Origin of the sequence: Synechococcus sp. PROS-7-1 (assembly GCF_014279795.1) — a bacterium.
In the GTDB taxonomy this organism is placed as follows: domain Bacteria; phylum Cyanobacteriota; class Cyanobacteriia; order PCC-6307; family Cyanobiaceae; genus Synechococcus_C.
In genome coordinates this window covers 788,029-806,632 of sequence record NZ_CP047945.1, presented here as the reverse complement: position 1 = coordinate 806,632, position 18,604 = coordinate 788,029, and the positions used below count along the sequence as shown (strand labels likewise).

Here is an 18,604-nt window from a genome sequence, read left to right as displayed (position 1 = left end):
CCAGCCCATGTCCTTACCGGAGTTGCTTGAAAACTCGAGCGGCTGGCTGGCCTGGGGCGGAGCAGCGCTGTCGGCACTCACGATCGTGGCCTTTATCGCCGGCTGGGGGGTGCGGTTCCGTCTGGTAGGGGTCAGTAGTTTCACCCTGCTGCTATCGGCGAGCTGCTGGGCCTTTTCTTTGAGCTACACCCCCACGGTGAAGGTGGATGGCGCCCTTCGCGTCCCGGTTGTTTTCGACAACGGGGACGATCTCGTGGTGGCACAGGCAAGCGTTGATTTCCCCCCTGAGGCGGTGGCACCCACGCTCGAACAACTCGCCATCAATGTGCGGCCGGGAGGGCGCAGCAGCGCAGTGGTGTCGGTACGGCTGCGTCAGTTGCAACCGGCTGGCGATGGAGCCTCAAGGCCCATCATTCTCGGGGAACTCGAGCGGAGCTTCGAGCCCGGATGAACGCCACCGATCCACTCAGGGAGCTCCCTCAGGGACTCCGTGATGAACAAGCTCAGCTCTTGGCGTCAGGACTGAACACCTGGGGGGACGTGCAAAACCTCACCGACCACCAGATCAGTCGCCTGGCAGCCTCGGGCAGGGCCTCGGCCCGAAACCTCCGCCGCCTCAAAGGCATGGCCGATCTGGGGTGCTGCCTCGACCTAGCCCCAGCCGATGCGGCCCTTCTGATGCATGCGGGCCTTGCCACAGTTGCAGCCGTAGCGGGTTCATCCCCCCCTGAGCTGGTGACCCGTACTGGGCGTTTGGAGCGGCAACTGCGCAGCGGACGCCCACCGGTGGTTGACCTGGCTCTGGCGAGAACCTGGATCCTGAGAGCCCAGGAGAGGCAAAACACGAACTGACCGCTCCGGCGAGCAACAGGTGGTCTCACCCGTTTCAAATGAGGGTCGAACAAGGACGGAGGTCCTGTGCACTCCCTCCAAACACTGACTCGACTGAGCGCTGCCTCCATGGCTGCTGCTCTCTTTGTGGCCTCGCCAAGCTCGGCGCAATCCACCCTGCTGGACAGCGTCAAACGCAATCCGGATGAAGCCAAGGCCCTGTGCCGGCAATTCAAAGCTCTGAACGCCAAGGGTGAGTCGGCTCTGTCTGGGCAAGCCATCGGTCAGCTGGCCAGACAGCGCAACCTCAGCACCACCGATGCTGAGATCCTGGCGACGTATGTGATTGGCCTCCACTGCCCGGATGTTCGCTGATCACACCCTGATCGCCGAGGACGGCGTTGGGCTTGCATCCAGGGTCTGGTGCCCCGATGGCACCGGCCCATGGCCATGCCTGTTGATGCGTCAACCCTATGGACGGGCCATCGCCTCAACCGTCACCCTGCCTCACCCTCAGTGGTGGTGCCGCCATGGCTTCATGGTGCTGGTGCAAGACGTGCGCGGGCAGGGAGACTCCGGTGGGGTGTTTGAAGGATTCAGCCAGGAAGCGCGCGATACGGCCACAACCCTGGAATGGATTCGGAACCACCCCGACTGCAATGGTCGGATCGGTCTCTACGGCTTTTCGTATCAGGGCCTAACCCAACTTCTGGCCCCTGAGGACTGCCCGCCTCCCGATTGCATGGCACCGGCGATGTGCGGGCTCGATGAGCGGACCCATTGGAGCTGCGAGGGAGGCGCTCACTGGTGGCATCTCGGCCTGGGCTGGGGCCTGCAGTTGGCGGCACTACAGGCCAGGAGACGGGGAGACCAGAGCGCCTGGGTGGAGATCCGTGAAAGCCTCGAGAACGGTCGTTATCTGCGCGATGGCCTTGATCTGCTCGAACGCCATGATCCCGATGGCATGGCTCTGCGCTGGTTGACGCTGCCTGCAGACCAAACCGATGGCTGGACACAACACCACAGCCCACGATCCTGGTTGCGCCGTCCGCTCCTGCTGCTGGGAGGCTGGTGGGATCCCCACCTCCGCGGCGTCCTTGATCTGGCCGAGAGGTCCCGGGCCGCCGGCGGAAGTCCCGAACTGCACATCGGTCCCGCCACCCACCTGCAATGGTGGCCTCAAAGCAGTGCGCTGCTGCTCAACTTCTTTCGGCGCCATCTGCAGGAGAGCGCTGCGGCAGAGGGTCCTGAGGTCCTGAAGCTCTGGGACCAGGGAAGTGATCGCTGGGTTGACCTGCCCTGGACGCTGGCGACTCCCCCCACAGCAGACACTGTTGGCTGGCACCTCGCCAGTGATGGCCTGGCCTGCCTGGACCCCAACGACGGCCGTCTTCTCAAGTCACCGGAAGGCGCCGGTGGAACGGTCACGGTTGTGCATGACCCTTGGCGTCCAGTCCCAGCCGTTGGAGGTCACCTGAGTCCTTCAGCCGGGCCTTGCGATCGCAGCTCCATCGATCAGCGCAGTGATGTTGCCCTCTTCACCAGTGCTCCATTACAGAACTCACTGGTGCTCAACGGCCGACCGGTTCTGCAGTGTCAGGCCTCGGCGGACCAACCCGGATTCGACCTCAGCGTGACCCTCTCCAGACTCCCCGCGGGGTCGACAACCACCCAGCAACTTTCGACGGGTCTTCTGAGAGTTCTTGGAGACCGTACACGCCAGAGCGAGGAACGCTGCGTTGAACTGCAACCGATGCTCGCCAGCTTTCAAGCAGGCGACCGACTGCGGCTGTCCATTGCAGGTGCAGCGTGGCCAGCGGTTGGCGTTAATCCTGGCTCGCCGGATTATCCCTGCGCAGCGCCTCACCCTGGGTGCCGGGTGATCAGCATCGCGTTGCATTTGGAGACAGCTCGGTTGCAGATGGAGTCTTTTCTGATGCTCCACAACGGTGGAACTCCGGCAGACTGACCGCGATTGTTCGGACGATTGTCGTGAAGCTCACCTCCTGTCTTCTGGCTGCAGCCCTGGCCACCAGCATGGTTGAGCTGATCCCTGCATCCTCCGTTCGCGCTGAGACGCTCCTCAGCCAGGCCACCGAGGCCCCCCGCACAGGACTCAGCCCCCGCAAAGCCACCGAAGCCACCACGGCCCTTCTTCAGGCCATCAAAACCAAGAACGCCGCCGGGATTTATTCCCTGCTGTCCTCTCCGCTTCAAGCCGCAACGACTGTTGAGGCTGTGGCCAAGCGTCTGGAATCTGCCCCTGGGATCGAAACATTTCGCGTGGTGGCCGTCAATCCCGGCATGGACGACACCACGGTGGATACGGTTGCGATCACCAACGGTGGAACACGGGAGGTTCCCTTGATGCTGGTGCTCGACGACGACGGCAAGCTGCTTGCCTGGAAATGGGTCGGCACGATGCGTCCGATCGAGCAGACGGCACTCAATTTTGTGAAAGATCTGGATGCAGGTCGTTGGGTGGCTGCCCGCTACTACCTCGATCTCAATTTTCAGAAGGAGATTTCGCCGGCCGATCTGCAACGCAAATGGACCAAACTTGAAGGAATTCTTGGCGGTGTGAAGCGCATCAAGAGCGCACTGGTGGCCAGCCAGGGTGGTGAGCAGCAGCTCGTTCTGGTCACCATCGAATTCGGCAAGGTCACCGACAACCTGTTCGTGATTTTCAACCGGCAGGGGCGGATCATCAACGTGGATTTCTCTGCGGATCTGGTCTGATCAGCAGCTCCGTCAGCTCGGTGCGCCGCATGTTGGAAATTTCGGCTTAAGCTCCCGGCCAACGCGGCGTCCGAAGGCATGACCAACACTGTTCTTGAGTGGATGGTTGAAGACGCTCAGCGGCTGGCGGAGTGCCGTCACGACCATCCCTTTGCAGTCCTTGGACCTCAGCCTCAAGACGATGGGACCTGGGTTCTCCGTGTCTGGATGCCTGAGGCAGAAAGTGTCACCTTGCTCCTGGGGGACCAGGAGATGGGGATGTCGACCCCTCACCATCCCTGGATCTTCGAAGCCTCCGTCGCCCATGACCCAGGTTGCTCATATCGATTACGCGTGCACCGCGGAGGGATCACCCACGAGCAGCACGACCCCTGGGCGTTCCGACAGGAATGGATGGGGGAGATGGATCGCCATCTCTTCGCCGAAGGCAACCATCACCACATCTGGCGTCGCATGGGCGCCCATCACTGTGAGCGGGAAGGGATCCAGGGCGTGATGTTCTGCCTGTGGGCACCGCATGCACGCAGTGTGAGTGTGATCGGCGACCTGAACTCCTGGGATGGCCGCCATCACCCCATGCAGCAGCGTCTGGGGGGAATTTGGGAACTGTTCATCCCCGAACTCAGTGAAGGCAACTTATACAAATACGAAATCCGCACCCAGGACGGCCACTGTTATCAGAAGGCCGATCCCTATGGATTCCAGCATGAGGTGCGTCCGGACACCAGCTCTGTGGTGAACCACCTGGATGGCTTCCACTGGACCGACAGTGCATGGATCCAGAAGCGCGACAGCAGCAACCCCCTCGACCAACCGATCGCGGTGTATGAGATGCACCTTGGCAGTTGGATCCACGCTGCCGCCGATGAGCCATTTATCGAAGCTGACGGCACGCCCCGTGCTCCGGTTCCAGCGGCTGACCTCAAGCCTGGAGCCAGGCTGCTCACCTATCCAGAGCTGGCCGACCGCTTGATCCCCTACGTGAAGGAGCGGGGCTTCACCCACATCGAACTGATGCCGATCACCGAGCATCCCTTCGATGGCTCATGGGGATACCAGGTCACCGGCTGGTATGCGCCCACGAGCCGCTACGGCACTCCCGATGAATTCCGTGCATTCGTGGATCGCTGCCACGCCGAAGGCATTGGCGTGATCATCGATTGGGTCCCTGGACACTTCCCGCGTGACAGCCACGGCCTCGCCTTCTTCGATGGATGCCATCTCTATGAGCACGCCGACCCAAGAATTGGCGAACACAAGGAATGGGGAACGCTGATCTTCAACTACAGCCGCAATGAGGTTCGCAATTTCCTCGTTGCCAACCTGGTGTTCTGGTTTGACCAGTTCCACATCGATGGAATCCGGGTAGACGCTGTTGCATCGATGCTCTACCGCGACTATTTGCGCCCTGATGGCGAATGGCTTCCCAACGAACACGGCGGCAGGGAAAACACGGAGGCTGTGCAATTCCTCCAACAGGCCAATCACGTGCTCTTCCAGCACTTCCCGGGTGCCCTCTCAATCGCGGAAGAATCCACCACATGGCCAATGGTGACCCAGCCCACGGACATTGGCGGCCTTGGCTTCAACCTGAAGTGGAACATGGGCTGGATGCACGACATGCTCGACTATTTCGAGCTTGATCCCTGGTTCCGTCAGTTCCACCAGAACAACATCACATTTTCCATTTGGTACACCTACACGGAAAATTTCATGCTTGCTCTCAGCCACGACGAAGTGGTGCACGGCAAGAGCAATCTGTTGCACAAAATGCCAGGGGATGACTGGCAGAAATACGCCAACACCAGAGCATTACTGGCCTACATGTGGACGCACCCAGGCAAAAAAACCATCTTCATGGGGATGGAGTTCGGCCAAAGGGCTGAATGGAACGTCTGGGGAGATCTGCAATGGGATCTCCTCAATTACGAGCCGCATCTCGGTGTTCAGCGCATGGTCGATGACCTCAATACGCTCTACAAAGCCGAACCTGCCCTCTGGCGTGATGACTTTGATCAGTTTGGGTTCCAGTGGATTGACTGCAACGACAACCGCCACTCAGTGATCAGCTTCATGCGCCGGGAAAGCACAAGCGGCACCTGGCTCGTCGTTGTGGCCAACTTCACGCCACAAAGTCATTCTCATTACCGAGTCGGTGTTCCCCTGGCTGGGTTCTACGAAGAGATCTTCAACACCGATGCCAGCAAATACGGTGGCAGCAACCTGGGCAACATGGGCGGAAAGCCCACTGAAGAGTGGGGGATCCACGGCTACGAGAACTCTCTCGACCTTTGCCTGCCTCCCTTGAGCCTGATGGTGTTCAAACACGATCCCAAAAGGAGCTTGAATCCGGTTCAAGATTGACCGAGCCTCTCGGCTGACGAATGTTCTCTGCATATGACGAAGGCCCCGGGATGGAAGCATCCCGGGGCTTTTTGCACGCATCACTCAGGTAAGTTTCCGGCTACGTCGAAAGAGTTTGATGAGCGACTCCCTGCCCTTGTTACTGCGCGCAGCCCGCGGTGAGGCGGTGGAGCGTCCTCCGGTGTGGATGATGCGTCAGGCCGGCCGCTACATGAAGATCTACCGAGATCTTCGCGACAAGTACCCGAGCTTCCGAGAACGGTCGGAGAACCCTGATCTCTCCTACGAGATCTCCATGCAGCCTTTCAACGCCTTCAAGCCCGACGGCGTGATCCTGTTCTCCGACATCCTCACGCCCCTGCCGGGCATGGGGATTGACTTCGACATCATCGAAAGCAAAGGGCCTCAGATCGGTGACCCGATCCGCACCCTGCAGCAGGTGGAAGCTCTCCGCCCCCTCAATCCCAGCGAATCGATGCCCTTTGTGGGTGAGGTTCTCAAACGCTTGCGGGAAAGCGTGGGCAACCAGGCGGCTGTGCTGGGCTTCGTCGGCGCTCCCTGGACCCTGGCCGCCTACGTGGTGGAGGGCAAGAGCAGTAAGAACTACGCCGTGATTAAGGCCATGGCCTTTCAGGAGCCAGCCCTCCTGCACAGGCTGCTCGATCACTTCGCCGAATCGATTGCCCAATACCTGCGCTATCAAATCGACTCCGGCGCCCAGGTGGTGCAGATGTTCGATTCCTGGGCCGGCCAGCTCAGCCCCGCGGATTACGACACCTTCGCAGCTCCTTATCAGAAGAAGGTGGTGGATCTGGTCAAGCAGACCCATCCCGACACACCCTTCATCCTCTACATCTCTGGCAGTGCAGGGGTGCTCGAGCGCATGGCCACCACCGGGGTAGACATCATCTCCTTGGATTGGACCGTGGATATGGCTGAAGCCTTGGCTCGGCTTCCCGAGCACATCGGTGTGCAAGGCAATGTGGATCCCGGCCTGCTTTTTGGGACGCCTGAAGCGATCGAAGCCAGGATCGACGACTGCGTGCGCAAAGCGAGAGGCCGCAAACATATTCTCAATCTCGGGCACGGAATCCTTCCCGGAACCCCTGAGGAAAATGGCGCATCCTTCTTTCGCTCCGGCAAGAGCGTGATGGACCGCATCGGCGCCCTCGCCTGAGCACAATCGAATGCCTGCTCGCATCCTGATCACCGGCGCCAGCGGCTGCGTCGGTCAGTACACCGCCGCCTGGCTGCTGCAGAACAGCGATGCGGATCTTCTCCTTTGGTTGCGTGACCCTTCCAAACTCACCGCGATCCAAGCCAACAACCCAAGGGTGAGGCTGCTGGTTGGAGATCTGCGTGAAACCGACCGCTTCGCCAGCGATCTGGCCACAGTCACCCGGGTGATTCATACCGCAACGGCCTGGGGAGACCCCGAGAGAGCGCAGCAAGTGAACGTGGTGGCTGTGAAACGGTTACTGGCGCTGCTCAACCCAAATCTGGTCGAGCAGATCACCTATTTCTCCACGGCGAGCATTCTTGATCGCCACTTGCAGCCGCTCCCCGAAGCCCTGGCTTACGGCACGGAATACATCCAAACCAAAGCCCAGTGCTTGAGAGAGCTGGAGCAACATCCACTCGCCGAGAAGATCGTGGCGGTGTTTCCGACCCTGGTGTTCGGCGGACGCGTCGACGGCACCAGCCCCTTTCCCACCAGCTATCTCACGGAAGGCTTGGCGGAAGCCAGCAAGTGGCTCTGGCTCGCGCGTTTTCTACGGGCCGACGCCAGTTTCCATTTCATCCATGCAGCGGACATTGCCGCCATCTGCGGCCACTTGGCAACGACTCCTCATGCGCGCAATTCGGAACCGGGGCAGGGAGCCGTTCGCCGGATCGTGATGGGACAGCCGGTGATCAGCGTGAATGAAGCTGTCGCCACCCTTTGCCGTTGGCGTGGAGTGGCCCGTACACCTGGGGTGCCGCTTTGGCCCTGGTTGATTGAAACCCTGATCAAAATCCTCCCCATCGAGGTGAACGCCTGGGACCGGTTCTCGATCAAACAGCGCCACTTCATCCACAACCCGGTGACCCAACCCGAGCGTTTCGGCGGTACCAGCCATGCTTCAGATCTTGAAGCTGTGCTTCAAGACTCCGGCCTTCCCCATCGAGGTGGAGTCTAAAAACGCCTAAGATCCTCAAAGTGTTTTTGACATCATGCTTAAGAGCCTGAAGTCCATCGTTTCAGCAGCCATCGCATTTCTCGTGGTCTGCTCCATCGGCGTCGCATCCGCCAATGCTGCCACTGTTGAAGTGAAGCTCGGCACTGATGCCGGAATGCTTGCTTTCGAGCCCAGCACCGTCACCATCAAAGCTGGCGACACCGTCAAGTTCGTGAACAACAAGCTGGCTCCTCACAACGCTGTGTTCGACGGTCATGACGAACTCAGCCACAGTGACCTCGCCTTCGCCCCTGGTGAATCCTGGGAGGAAACCTTCTCCGAGGCCGGCACCTACGACTATTACTGCGAGCCCCATCGTGGTGCTGGCATGGTCGGCAAAGTGATCGTTGAGTGATCCAAGTCCCCTGGATCGGTTGACGATCTTTTGAAAGCAACACAACAAGCCCCCGGAGAATGACACCTTTCTTTCGGGGGCTTTTTTTATTTCGAGGTCTGGATAGGGTTTGAGCAGAGATCCTCAGCGCTTGATGCTGAACCCCAAGTCCTTGCTGGCCTTGCTTCTCAGCATTGGCTTGAGCCTGATGGGCGCATTCCCTGCCAGTGCACTGAGCAATCCAGATCCCGAGCATGGCGCCCAGCTCTTTTCCGCCAACTGCGCGGCATGCCATATGGGTGGTGGCAATGTGATCAGCGCAAGCCGCACCCTGAGCCAGACTGACCTCCAAGCCCATCTGGAGTCCTACGGCATGGACCCGCTGGAGGCGATCGAACATCAGATCGAGAACGGCAAGAACGCCATGCCTGCCTACGAAGGCAAGCTCAGTGACCAAGACATCGCAGATGTCGCGGCTTACGTGGAGAGCCAGGCGGAACAGGGCTGGTCCCGATGAGCCGGGAAGGATTCAGTGATTTCGTCAGAGCGCTTGAGCGCAGCCCTGGGTTGAGACGAGAGCTTCAAAACCTTGGCACGCTTGATGCGGTCATCGAACTAGCAAGACAAACGGGCTTTCCCGTTTCGGCCGACGATTTCAAGGCCGATGCGCATTGCTCCAGGATCGCAAGCTGGTTTAAAGACAGCAGGATCTGAGCGTTCAGGCCCCCTGGCGACAAGCCTCAAGAACCGCCAGATACAAGTCTTCGTCGACCTCCCGGATGTCGTACTCCGTTGGCATCGCCTCGTGATGATGTTCATGAACAACGGTCCAGCACATCCGCTCAGGATCCGTGAGGGTTGGACCGTAAACCTCCTGCACCCTCGCCACAAGGCGCATCACAAGCGTTGGGTCGACAGCCTTGGGCTGCTGCATCGTGAGTGAAACAGTTCGGTGGACCCTACCGATTCCCATCGGTTAACCGCTCTCTGTCGTGGAGACCGAACGACAGAGAACGGTTCTCCAGGACTCTGATCCGAAGATCACCCATACGTTTGGTGGAGAACGACAAGAACCATGCAACCCACGGCCGAACAATTCACTGAGAAAGCCTGGGCCGCCATCCTTTCGGCTCAGCAGCTGGCCCAGAAACGCCGGCATCAGCAGCTGGAGACGGAACACCTGCTCCAAGCCCTCCTGGAACAGGATGGCCTGGCCAGCCGCATTCTCGAAAAAGCTGGAGTCACGCCTGCCGCCCTGCAGAGCAGCGTGGAGAGTCACCTCGGTCAGCAGCCTGCTCTGCAGTCCCCGCCTGAATCTGTGTATCTGGGCAAGGGCCTGAGCGACCTGCTCGATCGTGCCGACAGTCTCAAACAAAACTATGGCGACAGCTATATCTCCGTTGAGCACCTCCTGCTGGCCCTTGCCGATGACAGTCGCTGTGGACGCCGTCTGCTCACGCAGGCCGGCGCCGATCCCGACTCACTCAAAAATGCCATCAATGCCGTGCGGGGCAGTCAGACCGTGACCGATCAGAACCCGGAGGGCTCCTACGAGTCCCTGGAAAAATACGGACGGGATCTCACAGCCGCAGCCAGGGACGGCAAGCTCGACCCGGTGATCGGTCGTGATGAAGAAATCCGCCGCACGATTCAGATCCTGAGCCGCCGCACGAAGAACAACCCGGTGCTGATCGGTGAGCCGGGGGTCGGCAAAACGGCGATCGTGGAAGGCTTGGCACAACGCATCGTCAACGGTGACGTTCCCCAGGCCCTTCAGAACCGACAGCTCATCGCCCTCGACATGGGCGCCCTGATCGCAGGCGCCAAATACAGAGGAGAGTTCGAGGAACGGCTCAAGGCCGTGCTCAAGGAGGTGACCGCCTCCGACGGCGGGATCGTGCTGTTCATCGACGAGATCCACACCGTGGTTGGTGCCGGCGCCACCGGTGGGGCCATGGATGCCAGCAATCTTCTGAAACCAATGCTCGCCCGGGGCGAACTGCGTTGCATCGGTGCCACCACCCTGGATGAACACCGGCAGCACATCGAAAAGGATCCGGCCCTCGAGCGTCGCTTCCAGCAAGTGCTGGTGGATCAGCCCACCGTCGAAGACACGGTCTCGATCCTGCGTGGCCTGAAGGAGCGATACGAAGTGCACCATGGCGTGCGCATCGCCGACAGCGCCCTGGTGGCCGCGGCCGTTCTGAGCAGCCGCTACATCGCCGATCGCTTCCTTCCGGACAAGGCGATCGATCTGGTGGATGAGTCCGCTGCACGCCTGAAGATGGAGATCACCTCCAAACCAGAGGAGATCGACGAGATCGATCGCAAGATTCTGCAGCTGGAGATGGAGAAGCTGTCTCTCGGCCGCGAGTCTGACGCCGCCAGCCAGGAACGGTTGGAACGTCTTGAGCGGGAGCTAGCGGAACTCTCCGAACAGCAGAGCACCCTCAATGCCCAGTGGCAGCAGGAAAAAGGCGCAATCGACGACCTCTCAAATCTGAAAGAAGAGATCGAGCGCGTGCAGCTGCAGGTGGAGCAAGCCAAGCGCAGCTACGACCTGAACAAAGCGGCCGAACTCGAATACGGCACTTTGGCCACCCTGCAAAAACAGCTGGCAGACAAGGAGGCAGCCCTCGCGGCAGCAGACGACGGAGGACAGGACAAGTCCTTGCTTCGCGAAGAGGTCACCGAAGACGACATCGCTGAGGTGATCGCGAAGTGGACAGGCATTCCCGTGGCGAAGCTGGTCCAGTCGGAGATGGCCAAGCTTCTGAACCTGGAAACTGAGCTACACGAACGGGTCGTGGGCCAGCAGCAGGCGGTCACCGCAGTTGCCGATGCGATCCAGCGCTCCCGTGCTGGACTCAGCGACCCCAACCGACCGATCGCCAGTTTCCTGTTCCTGGGTCCGACCGGGGTGGGCAAGACCGAGCTGTCCAAGGCCCTGGCCGCTCAGCTCTTCGACAGCGAAGACGCCATGGTGCGCATCGACATGTCGGAGTACATGGAGAAGCACACGGTGAGCCGGCTGATCGGGGCACCTCCTGGGTATGTGGGGTACGAGGCCGGGGGGCAGCTCACGGAGGCTGTGCGACGCCGGCCCTACGCCGTGATCCTGTTCGACGAGGTGGAGAAGGCCCACCCCGATGTGTTCAACGTGATGCTGCAGATCCTGGATGACGGCCGCGTCACCGATGGTCAGGGGCGAACGGTGGATTTCACCAACTCTGTTCTGATCCTTACCAGCAACATCGGCAGCCAGTCGATCCTCGACCTCGGCGGCGATGACGGTCAGCATGGCGAAATGGAGCGGCGGGTGAACGAGGCGCTGCGCGCTCACTTCAGGCCCGAATTTCTCAACAGGCTCGACGATCAGATCATCTTCCACAGCCTCAGGCGGGATGAGTTGCGCCAGATCGTGACCCTGCAGGTGGAGCGCCTGCGCGCCCGCTTGGATGAGCGCAAACTGGGCCTCAATCTCAGCGAAGCAGCCACGGACTGGCTGGCCAATGCCGGCTACGACCCTGTCTATGGCGCCCGTCCACTCAAGCGCGCCGTTCAGAGGGAACTAGAAACGCCGATTGCCAAAGCCATCCTCTCCGGCAGGTATGGCGACGGTGACACCGTCCATGTGGATGTCGAACCCGTCACAGGCCACGAGAACCAGCAACAGCTGGCTCTGCGTTGAACCACTCCGGCAGGGCCTCGTAGCAGGCTCCATTGGCCCGGTTTTCCCGGGCCTCCACACGCCAGCAGCAGCTGCGGCCTTGATCACGCTCCTTCAGGAGTGCGTTAGCCCAGGTCCACACCAACCTTGCTGAGGCTTCCATTCCCACGTTCTCCATCACGCGCAGATCAAGGGCCCCCTGCGCATGCAGATCTCGCCATTGCGCCAGCAGGGGATCATCGTCATTCACCAGAAAGGTGTGATCAAACTGCTCACGCAGCTGGGCCTCCAGGGGTCTGAGGCTTGAGAAATCCACCACAAAGCCACAGGCGTCCAAAGCCGTCGCAGCAAACCAAACCGTAAAACTGCGGCTGTAGCCATGCACGAACCGGCAATGTCCCGGATGACGCCATTGGCGATGACAGCAGGGGTAACCGTCGAACTGCTTGCTGCAGGTGTAACCAGCGGGGGGCAGGGGCATCGGGCAGACGAACGGAACGGCGCTGCGGGAGGATTCCTCCTGTCTACATCTGGACCCCACTCCCACCGATGCAGCCCCTCACCCCTGCGTTCCTCGATCAGCTCCGCTTCAACGAAGCGGGACTGATCCCCGCGATTGCGCAGGACTGGCTGGATGGTGCCGTGCTGATGGTGGCCTGGATGAATCGCAGCTCGCTGGAGCTCACCCTCAGCAGCGGCGAAGCCCACTACTGGAGCCGCTCCCGCCAGGAGCTCTGGCACAAGGGAGCCACCAGTGGACACACCCAGACAGTGCGCAACATCCGCTACGACTGCGATGCCGACGTAATCCTGCTCAGCATCGAGCAGCGCGGCGACGTGGCCTGCCACACCGGTGCACGCAGTTGTTTCTTTGAAGACGGGGATCAGCGCAGTGAAGGGGGAGCTCAGGCCCCGCCACCACCGGCGGATGCCTGCACGGAACTGATGCGCGTGATCGAAGACCGCCGCGAACACCCGGAGGAAGGCAGCTACACCAACAAACTGCTCAGCGGCGGTGACAATCGCATCCTCAAGAAGATCGGCGAGGAAAGCGCCGAATTCGTGATGGCCTGCAAAGACGGCAACCCCGAGGAGATTGCCGGTGAAGCGGCAGACATCCTCTTCCATCTCCAAGTGGCGCTGGCCCATCACGGTGTCAGCTGGCGCCAAGTGCAAGAAGTTCTTGCGGCCCGACGAGGCGCACCAAGGCGGCACCAGGAATCGGCTTAAGACACGCAGGGGCTCTCGGAGGTGATCACGACCTCATCACCGAGCTGAACGGTCTTGAGCAGATCGGCCATCGCCTCTTGTCCAACATTGATGCACCCTCCAGTCACCGACTGACCGACCCGACTGGGGTCATTGGTGCCGTGAATGGCAAAGCTGTACCAGCGGAATTGACCGTCGTAGGTGTTGAAGCGGAACGGTTGGGGCGTCGGGGGAACCGGCGTCAGGCTGATGTACCCGATGCCGTACTCCGCAGTTTCACCATCCCCTTTGAAGTCAATCGCGCTCATGTTGCGGAAAAGGTTGTCGCGCAGATAGGCCTCACTTTTTCCGGAGGCCTCCACCAGGGAGGAATCCATCGCAAAGCGATCTGCGCTGAGCACAGCATTCACACGGAAGGTGCCTAGGGGAGTCCAGCCCTCCTCGAAACGTGTTCCTTGGCAGGCAATGCCGTTGCGGCCATAGCCAACCTTGAACTGCAGGGGCGTTCTGCCGCGCCGTAGCTCCCCCCGACTGGCCGATGGATCGTCGCCATCCAGCTGAATGAGGATGGTTTCTGACGCGCCAGCGGATTGATCAACAGCCTGATCCGAGGGACTGCACCCCACCGCAGCGACCGCCAGAGCAGCAAGGGCGGGCAATCCCATCAACTGTCCGGTGTGCCATCTCCGCGTCATAGCCAAAGAGGAAGGAGTCTCGTTCAGCAGCTTGCCGGGTTTAGAGCCTGATGACATCCCAGCAATGCAGCCGCCACTCCCCGCCCAGGCGACACGATTCCGTTTCAGATGTGTTACGAAACAGCAACTTCTACGCGTCATCAGCCTGAGGCCGGGGCGGCAACGGCCGCCCAAAACCTGTCGGCTGGCGACGGATCCACTCCAACGTGAGGCGATCATCCGCAGATGGCTCAAGCACCGGGGATGCCCCCTGCACAGGTGCCATGGCATCCGCGGGATTATCGCTATGGCCCCAGAGCCCGAACGCATGCCCAAGCTCATGCAACGCCGTCGCCCTCAGAGACGATGCACGCAGCTCCGGCGACACCAGCACGGTGACCCGGGGCTCGAGCAGCGCGCGATCTGCACGTTTCACCTCCAGCACCTGCAACAAACTGCGTCCATTGCTGGCGCGCCATCCCCCAGCCAGCTGACGCAGCGGGGGACGCCGCCGCTCAACGCGCACATGGGCGCGTCGCGGATCCTCAACGCGAACAACAGGAAGGAACTTGGCCCAGCTGTCCAGCGCTGCATTCACGCCTTGAAGCCAACGTCGCTCCCAGCGATCCGCCTCCATTCCATCAGCGGGTTGAACCCAAACACACCATTGCGGCAAGGAGGGGGCGCCGTAGTCAGATCGGGCCAACTTGTTGCCGTATCCCGGGGCTGCAACAGCAGCGCCTGCCCGAAGCGACTCCCCTTCCAGAACACGCTCCGCCTGAGCCGGAGGGCACGGGTCAAGGTTCATGAATCGCGTGGGTCACACACTGGGCAGCCCGACGCCTCGGGCCATCAGCGTGGCGAGCAGAGGAACGAGCGAAAAGCCCACCAACTCCACGTTGATGATCCATCCCAGGCGGGTGGCAAGTGCCTCACTCACCTTGGGGAGCTCACCCTTGCGCAAGGGGATCGCCCAGAGGATGTAAGTGATCGTTGGATAAAGGGAGAGACCCCCCACACTCAAGTAGAGACCGACCTTCCACCAGAAGAGTGGGTTCTGGGTGTAGAACTCGCTTCCCTGGCCGTAATACAGAACTCGGAAGATGCCGCTCACCAAGAGCGCCAGAGCCGCAATGCCATAAATGATGTCGGTGATCACCATCGCCGTTGCTGCACGCCGATCAGGATCTGGACGCAGCAGCCTGCGCTCCACAACCAGCGCCGCAAAGCAGAACATGAAGCTCACGTAGTGGATGTAGGCCACTCCCGCACTCTTGGCGATCTCGGGGGTGAGCACGGTGGCCAAAGGCATGGATTCGACATAGGTCGGCGCAAGCGAGGGTAGCGGCAGAACTCCACAAGCTGCTGTTACGCAGAAAGCTTGTCTTACGTAGAAATACTCAGGCAGACGAAAAGCGAAGAAAAACGATTAAAAAAACGAATAAAAAAGGGAATCAGAACAAATTCAAAATTGTGTCCAAATAATGAATTCCGCACTCTTTATTACACGGGCCAGAGAAAAAGACATTCGCCCTAGGTTCAAAGAAACAGAGCCAACAAAATGGTGAGCTCCCTGAGTGCTTTTCTGGGCGAAATCGGCAGACACCAATTACTGACGCCTGAACAGGAATTAACCATGGGCCGAAAGGTGCAGGCCATGGTGACCCTGACCGAGCGTTGTCAGCTCGCCGGGGGCAGTGGCCCAGCCTGCGAGTTCAGCGATGACGAGAAGCGCACGATCAAACGCGGTGAAAAGGCCAAGAATCAGATGATCACAGCCAACCTGAGGCTGGTTGTGAATCTCGCCAAGCGCTACCAGGGCAAAGGCCTTGACCTACTTGACCTGATCCAGGAGGGGACCCTCGGACTGACCCGAGCCGTTGAAAAGTACGATCCAACCCGAGGTCATCGTTTTTCCACCTATGCGTATTGGTGGATTCGGCAGGGACTCAATCGTGCTCTTTCAACCCAGAGCCGAACTATTCGCATCCCCGTCAATGTGAATGAAAAACTTACAAAACTTCGTGCTTCCAAAGCCCGTTTAATGCAACGCAATGGCTTGTCACCGAGCACAGAACAGCTGGCTGACGACATGAAGCTTCCAATCAGCGAAGTCGAAGATCTTCTTGGTTGCGAATTGCGTAGCGTCACCGTGAGCCTTCAGGGCGTGGTGAAGTCAAAATCCGATCCATCGGAGCTAGTGGACGTGCTTCCCAGCGAGGAAGTTCCGCCCATGGAAAGAGCTGAGATTGCCGAGCGCACGGCATCAGCCTGGAAACTGCTCGATAAATCCAACCTCACGCCCAAGGAACGCACCGTTGTGATGCTGCGCTTCGGCCTTGACGGAAGCAATGAATGGCGAACATTGGCCGAGGTGGCGCGTCAGATGAACTGCAGCCGCGAATACTGCCGTCAGGTGGTGCAGCGCGCACTGCGCAAGCTCCGCAAGACTGGAATTCAGCACGGACTAGTCGAAATGAGCGTTTGAGCGGAAACCCGACCATCAACCCGCCGGATCCCTCTCCTGCTCGCGCACGCCGAGATCACTGAAACTAAGGGTCATTCTCAGGAGAATGACCCCGTTGGCATCCGCTTCCTCACGCGCCGATTCAAAGACTGATGACGTCACGGTGGACGCAGGATTGCTGCACAACCTGCTCAAGCGGAGCGGCCGACTTCTCGCCCGCCCAGCACTGGAAGCAATGGAGATGGTGCTCGAGCCGAGCACTCCCCATCAGGCCAGAGTCACCGTTCTTGCGGCGCTCACCTATTTGCTCGTTCCGATTGATCTGATCCCTGATCTTCTGCCGGTGGCTGGTTTCAGCGACGATCTGGTGGCACTCACCGCCTTGCTTGGACTGTGCAGGAATCACATCACTCCCGAAATCAGACAGAGGGCTCAGCGCAGACTGGAGCGGTGGTTTCCATGATCAAATCCATGACCCCCTGGTCTCAAGAGCTGGAGGACGACCTCGGAGCACTGCTCAAGGACTGGCTCAAGAACCAAGGGCGAACGCAAGCCGACCTGCGGCGCAGCCTCCGGGCCTCATCCACACGCATGCCCGCCCTTCTTGAGATTCTTCAACGGGATTACAGCCTTGGTGGCATGCCCAGACTTGCGGCCCGCCTTTGCGCCATTGAAGCCGAGTGGGCGGATGGAGAGTCTTCGGGCCCCTTCGGCGAGGCTGCGAACACAACCAGTGACTCTGCCGATCCATTCGGGCAACTCGACCTACTCCTGCAGGAAATCCGTGATGACCGCGCCAGCTAATGGAAATCCCGGGCAAAGTGGAGTGACATGCGCTGAGGACGATGCCCTCCCTGCCCCAACAGCTTGCCGGCATCAGTTTGATGACGGCCCTTGCCGCCACCCTTCCCCAGGCCGTCCTGGCCCAATCAGAGGTTTGGCTTCTCGGCCCAAACAGCCGCACAGGTCCACAGAGCACAGTTGTACCGACCGACTGCCTTGAAAACGCAGACGGCTCGATTACTTGCAACACCAAGATCGACAACCCGCCCGGAGACACCCCCGCGAAGCCCTACTACAACCCTTTCAGCAGCAACTGAAGCGCATGCCCGAGTTCCGTCGCCAACGTCGAAGCTTCCTTCAGTGGGTTGATCAAGGCGAGAAACAAGTCGCCATTCTTCTCACCGTGATCACCGCGGTGGTCATCGTTGCAGCGCTCGTTCAACTCACGGTCAAAGTCACGCTGGCCCTGATCACCACCGACCAGGATGCGTACTGGATCGGGGACGGACTGATCCGAGTACTTGGAGATCTCCTGACTGTTCTGATCGCCTTGGAAGTGCTTCAGAACATCACCAGTTATTTGAGGCGCCACGTTGTTCAAATCGAACTGGTTCTCGTCACAGCCTTAACCGCCGTGGCCCGCAAAGTGATCGTTCTGCCTGCCGGATCTGAGAACAAACCTCAGCTTCTGATCGGCCTTGGGATCTCATCCATCGCCTTGGCCGGCGCTTATTGGCTGGTTAAACGGTCGATGCAGCCGTGGGGATCAGCCCGGGGCCATCAGCCCAATACAGAGCCAACCAGGTCGTACCTGGATGGGGATCAGTCCTTTCCACCCGATGACGACGACCGGCCGGAAGCAAGAGCTGATCTCCCACACTGAGATCGATGAGCTGATCAGGATCCGCCAGTCTGAGAAGGGCGCTCCCCTTCAGCAAGGTCAACCATTCATGCTCTTTCTGCTCGTACCAGGAGCCTGAGGGAGTGCTTGCGGCATTGGACTGGATTCTTACCAGCCTCCAATCCGGTCCAGAGCAAAGAACAGTCTCCTGTTCCTTGCCCGGAAGACAACCCGCATCCGCCAAAAGGTTGGTCGTCTCCATCGACGGAGCTTGAGGAGCCAAGGAGGCCTCTCCCCAACGGCGTCCAATCTCGAATCCCCAGGCTGAAGCCAAAGCCACAACTGCGTTGTGATCCGAGCAGGCAGCGAACTGTCTCCGAGAAGCAGGATCGTTCTCGAGGAGCTCAACGAGGGCATTCAGCGCCTCGACCTTCTGCAGAAAACGCTGCAGATCCTCTTCTGCCATGACATCC

At 59.9% G+C, this 18,604-nt stretch carries 23 protein-coding genes and 1 pseudogene; 18 read left to right on the top strand and 6 right to left on the bottom strand.

The features are described 5' to 3' along the window. The first annotated feature begins 7 nt into the window (after positions 1-7). The 11 genes from SynPROS71_RS04220 (at position 8) to SynPROS71_RS04170 (ending at position 9,201) form a co-directional block, all read left to right on the top strand. On the top strand, positions 8-451 hold the full coding sequence (locus SynPROS71_RS04220; RefSeq protein WP_186596880.1) for a Ycf51 family protein: 444 nt from the start codon (positions 8-10) through the stop codon (positions 449-451). Further along, on the top strand, positions 448-852 hold the full coding sequence (locus SynPROS71_RS04215; protein ID WP_186596878.1) for a DUF4332 domain-containing protein: 405 nt from the start codon (positions 448-450) through the stop codon (positions 850-852). The genes SynPROS71_RS04220 and SynPROS71_RS04215 overlap by 4 nt, the downstream gene beginning before the upstream one ends. A gap of 108 nt (positions 853-960) precedes the next feature. Further along, a complete protein-coding gene (locus tag SynPROS71_RS04210) occupies positions 961-1,206 on the top strand; it encodes a hypothetical protein (protein WP_186596876.1) in 246 nt (81 codons plus the stop codon). Further along, on the top strand, positions 1,196-2,800 hold the full coding sequence (locus tag SynPROS71_RS04205) for a CocE/NonD family hydrolase (RefSeq protein WP_186596874.1): 1,605 nt from the start codon (positions 1,196-1,198) through the stop codon (positions 2,798-2,800). Before SynPROS71_RS04210 ends, SynPROS71_RS04205 begins: the two co-directional genes overlap by 11 nt. Positions 2,801-2,823: 23 nt before the next feature. Further along, positions 2,824-3,570 carry a DUF3887 domain-containing protein gene (locus SynPROS71_RS04200; protein WP_186596872.1) on the top strand — a complete coding sequence of 249 codons (747 nt, stop codon included), beginning with the start codon at positions 2,824-2,826 and terminating at the stop codon, positions 3,568-3,570. A gap of 78 nt (positions 3,571-3,648) precedes the next feature. Then, positions 3,649-5,934: a 1,4-alpha-glucan branching protein GlgB gene (glgB, locus tag SynPROS71_RS04195; RefSeq protein WP_186596870.1), complete on the top strand. Its 2,286-nt coding sequence runs from the start codon at positions 3,649-3,651 to the stop codon at positions 5,932-5,934. Positions 5,935-6,052: 118 nt separating this feature from the next. Further along, complete coding sequence (hemE, locus tag SynPROS71_RS04190) at positions 6,053-7,111, top strand: uroporphyrinogen decarboxylase (RefSeq protein ID WP_186596868.1); 1,059 nt, start codon at positions 6,053-6,055, stop codon at positions 7,109-7,111. A gap of 10 nt (positions 7,112-7,121) precedes the next feature. Beyond that, on the top strand, positions 7,122-8,114 hold the full coding sequence (locus tag SynPROS71_RS04185) for an NAD(P)-dependent oxidoreductase (RefSeq protein WP_186596866.1): 993 nt from the start codon (positions 7,122-7,124) through the stop codon (positions 8,112-8,114). 34 nt (positions 8,115-8,148) lie between these two features. Continuing rightward, positions 8,149-8,508, top strand: a complete 360-nt coding sequence (petE, locus tag SynPROS71_RS04180) for a plastocyanin (RefSeq protein ID WP_006040850.1) — start codon at positions 8,149-8,151, stop codon at positions 8,506-8,508. A gap of 133 nt (positions 8,509-8,641) precedes the next feature. Further along, positions 8,642-9,004: a c-type cytochrome gene (locus SynPROS71_RS04175; RefSeq protein ID WP_186596864.1), complete on the top strand. Its 363-nt coding sequence runs from the start codon at positions 8,642-8,644 to the stop codon at positions 9,002-9,004. Next, positions 9,001-9,201 carry a Nif11-like leader peptide family natural product precursor gene (locus SynPROS71_RS04170; protein WP_186596862.1) on the top strand — a complete coding sequence of 67 codons (201 nt, stop codon included), beginning with the start codon at positions 9,001-9,003 and terminating at the stop codon, positions 9,199-9,201. Before SynPROS71_RS04175 ends, SynPROS71_RS04170 begins: the two co-directional genes overlap by 4 nt. Before the next feature lie 4 nt (positions 9,202-9,205). Here the strand turns inward: SynPROS71_RS04170 and SynPROS71_RS04165 are convergent, their stop codons facing one another. Then, positions 9,206-9,421: a hypothetical protein gene (locus SynPROS71_RS04165; protein WP_186596860.1), complete on the bottom strand. Its 216-nt coding sequence runs from the start codon at positions 9,419-9,421 to the stop codon at positions 9,206-9,208. Between the two features lie 141 nt (positions 9,422-9,562). On the opposite strand from SynPROS71_RS04165, the gene clpB reads away from it, so the two are divergent. Next, positions 9,563-12,178 carry an ATP-dependent chaperone ClpB gene (gene clpB / locus SynPROS71_RS04160; RefSeq protein WP_186596858.1) on the top strand — a complete coding sequence of 872 codons (2,616 nt, stop codon included), beginning with the start codon at positions 9,563-9,565 and terminating at the stop codon, positions 12,176-12,178. Here the strand turns inward: clpB and SynPROS71_RS04155 are convergent. Further along, positions 12,138-12,638: a 6-carboxytetrahydropterin synthase gene (locus tag SynPROS71_RS04155; protein WP_186596856.1), complete on the bottom strand. Its 501-nt coding sequence runs from the start codon at positions 12,636-12,638 to the stop codon at positions 12,138-12,140. The two genes, clpB and SynPROS71_RS04155, sit on opposite strands and share 41 nt — an antisense overlap. A 68-nt stretch (positions 12,639-12,706) precedes the next feature. Here SynPROS71_RS04155 and hisIE point away from each other — a divergent pair, with 68 nt between their 5' ends. Further along, on the top strand, positions 12,707-13,387 hold the full coding sequence (gene hisIE / locus SynPROS71_RS04150; protein WP_186596854.1) for a bifunctional phosphoribosyl-AMP cyclohydrolase/phosphoribosyl-ATP diphosphatase HisIE: 681 nt from the start codon (positions 12,707-12,709) through the stop codon (positions 13,385-13,387). Here the strand turns inward: hisIE and SynPROS71_RS04145 are convergent. The 3 genes from SynPROS71_RS04145 to SynPROS71_RS04135 form a co-directional block, all read right to left on the bottom strand. Continuing rightward, positions 13,384-14,061 carry a L,D-transpeptidase gene (locus SynPROS71_RS04145; protein ID WP_186596852.1) on the bottom strand — a complete coding sequence of 226 codons (678 nt, stop codon included), beginning with the start codon at positions 14,059-14,061 and terminating at the stop codon, positions 13,384-13,386. The two genes, hisIE and SynPROS71_RS04145, sit on opposite strands and share 4 nt — an antisense overlap. A gap of 130 nt (positions 14,062-14,191) precedes the next feature. After that, positions 14,192-14,848, bottom strand: a complete 657-nt coding sequence (locus SynPROS71_RS04140) for a matrixin family metalloprotease (RefSeq protein WP_186596851.1) — start codon at positions 14,846-14,848, stop codon at positions 14,192-14,194. Positions 14,849-14,860: 12 nt separating this feature from the next. Then, positions 14,861-15,352 carry a DUF2214 family protein gene (locus SynPROS71_RS04135; protein WP_186596849.1) on the bottom strand — a complete coding sequence of 164 codons (492 nt, stop codon included), beginning with the start codon at positions 15,350-15,352 and terminating at the stop codon, positions 14,861-14,863. Positions 15,353-15,601: 249 nt separating this feature from the next. Between SynPROS71_RS04135 and SynPROS71_RS04130 the strand changes: the two genes are divergently transcribed. From SynPROS71_RS04130 to SynPROS71_RS04110, 5 genes are all read left to right on the top strand, one after another. Then, positions 15,602-16,528, top strand: coding sequence for a sigma-70 family RNA polymerase sigma factor (locus SynPROS71_RS04130; protein WP_186596848.1), 927 nt, complete (start codon positions 15,602-15,604; stop codon positions 16,526-16,528). A 94-nt stretch (positions 16,529-16,622) separates the two neighbouring features. Next, complete coding sequence (locus SynPROS71_RS04125) at positions 16,623-16,970, top strand: YkvA family protein (RefSeq protein ID WP_255442364.1); 348 nt, start codon at positions 16,623-16,625, stop codon at positions 16,968-16,970. 8 nt (positions 16,971-16,978) lie between these two features. Then, positions 16,979-17,311 (top strand): hypothetical protein, encoded by a 333-nt coding sequence (locus tag SynPROS71_RS04120; protein WP_186596844.1) that lies wholly within the window; start codon positions 16,979-16,981, stop codon positions 17,309-17,311. Positions 17,312-17,352: 41 nt separating this feature from the next. Continuing rightward, positions 17,353-17,607 carry a hypothetical protein gene (locus SynPROS71_RS04115; protein WP_186596842.1) on the top strand — a complete coding sequence of 85 codons (255 nt, stop codon included), beginning with the start codon at positions 17,353-17,355 and terminating at the stop codon, positions 17,605-17,607. A 5-nt stretch (positions 17,608-17,612) separates the two neighbouring features. Further along, positions 17,613-18,173 carry a phosphate-starvation-inducible PsiE family protein gene (locus tag SynPROS71_RS04110; protein ID WP_370586853.1) on the top strand — a complete coding sequence of 187 codons (561 nt, stop codon included), beginning with the start codon at positions 17,613-17,615 and terminating at the stop codon, positions 18,171-18,173. Here the strand turns inward: SynPROS71_RS04110 and SynPROS71_RS04105 are convergent. Beyond that, positions 18,061-18,597 (bottom strand): annotated as a pseudogene (locus SynPROS71_RS04105) (Nif11 domain/cupin domain-containing protein); the annotation flags it as partial. The gene SynPROS71_RS04110 and the pseudogene SynPROS71_RS04105 overlap by 113 nt on opposite strands. Positions 18,598-18,604: the final 7 nt, after the last annotated feature.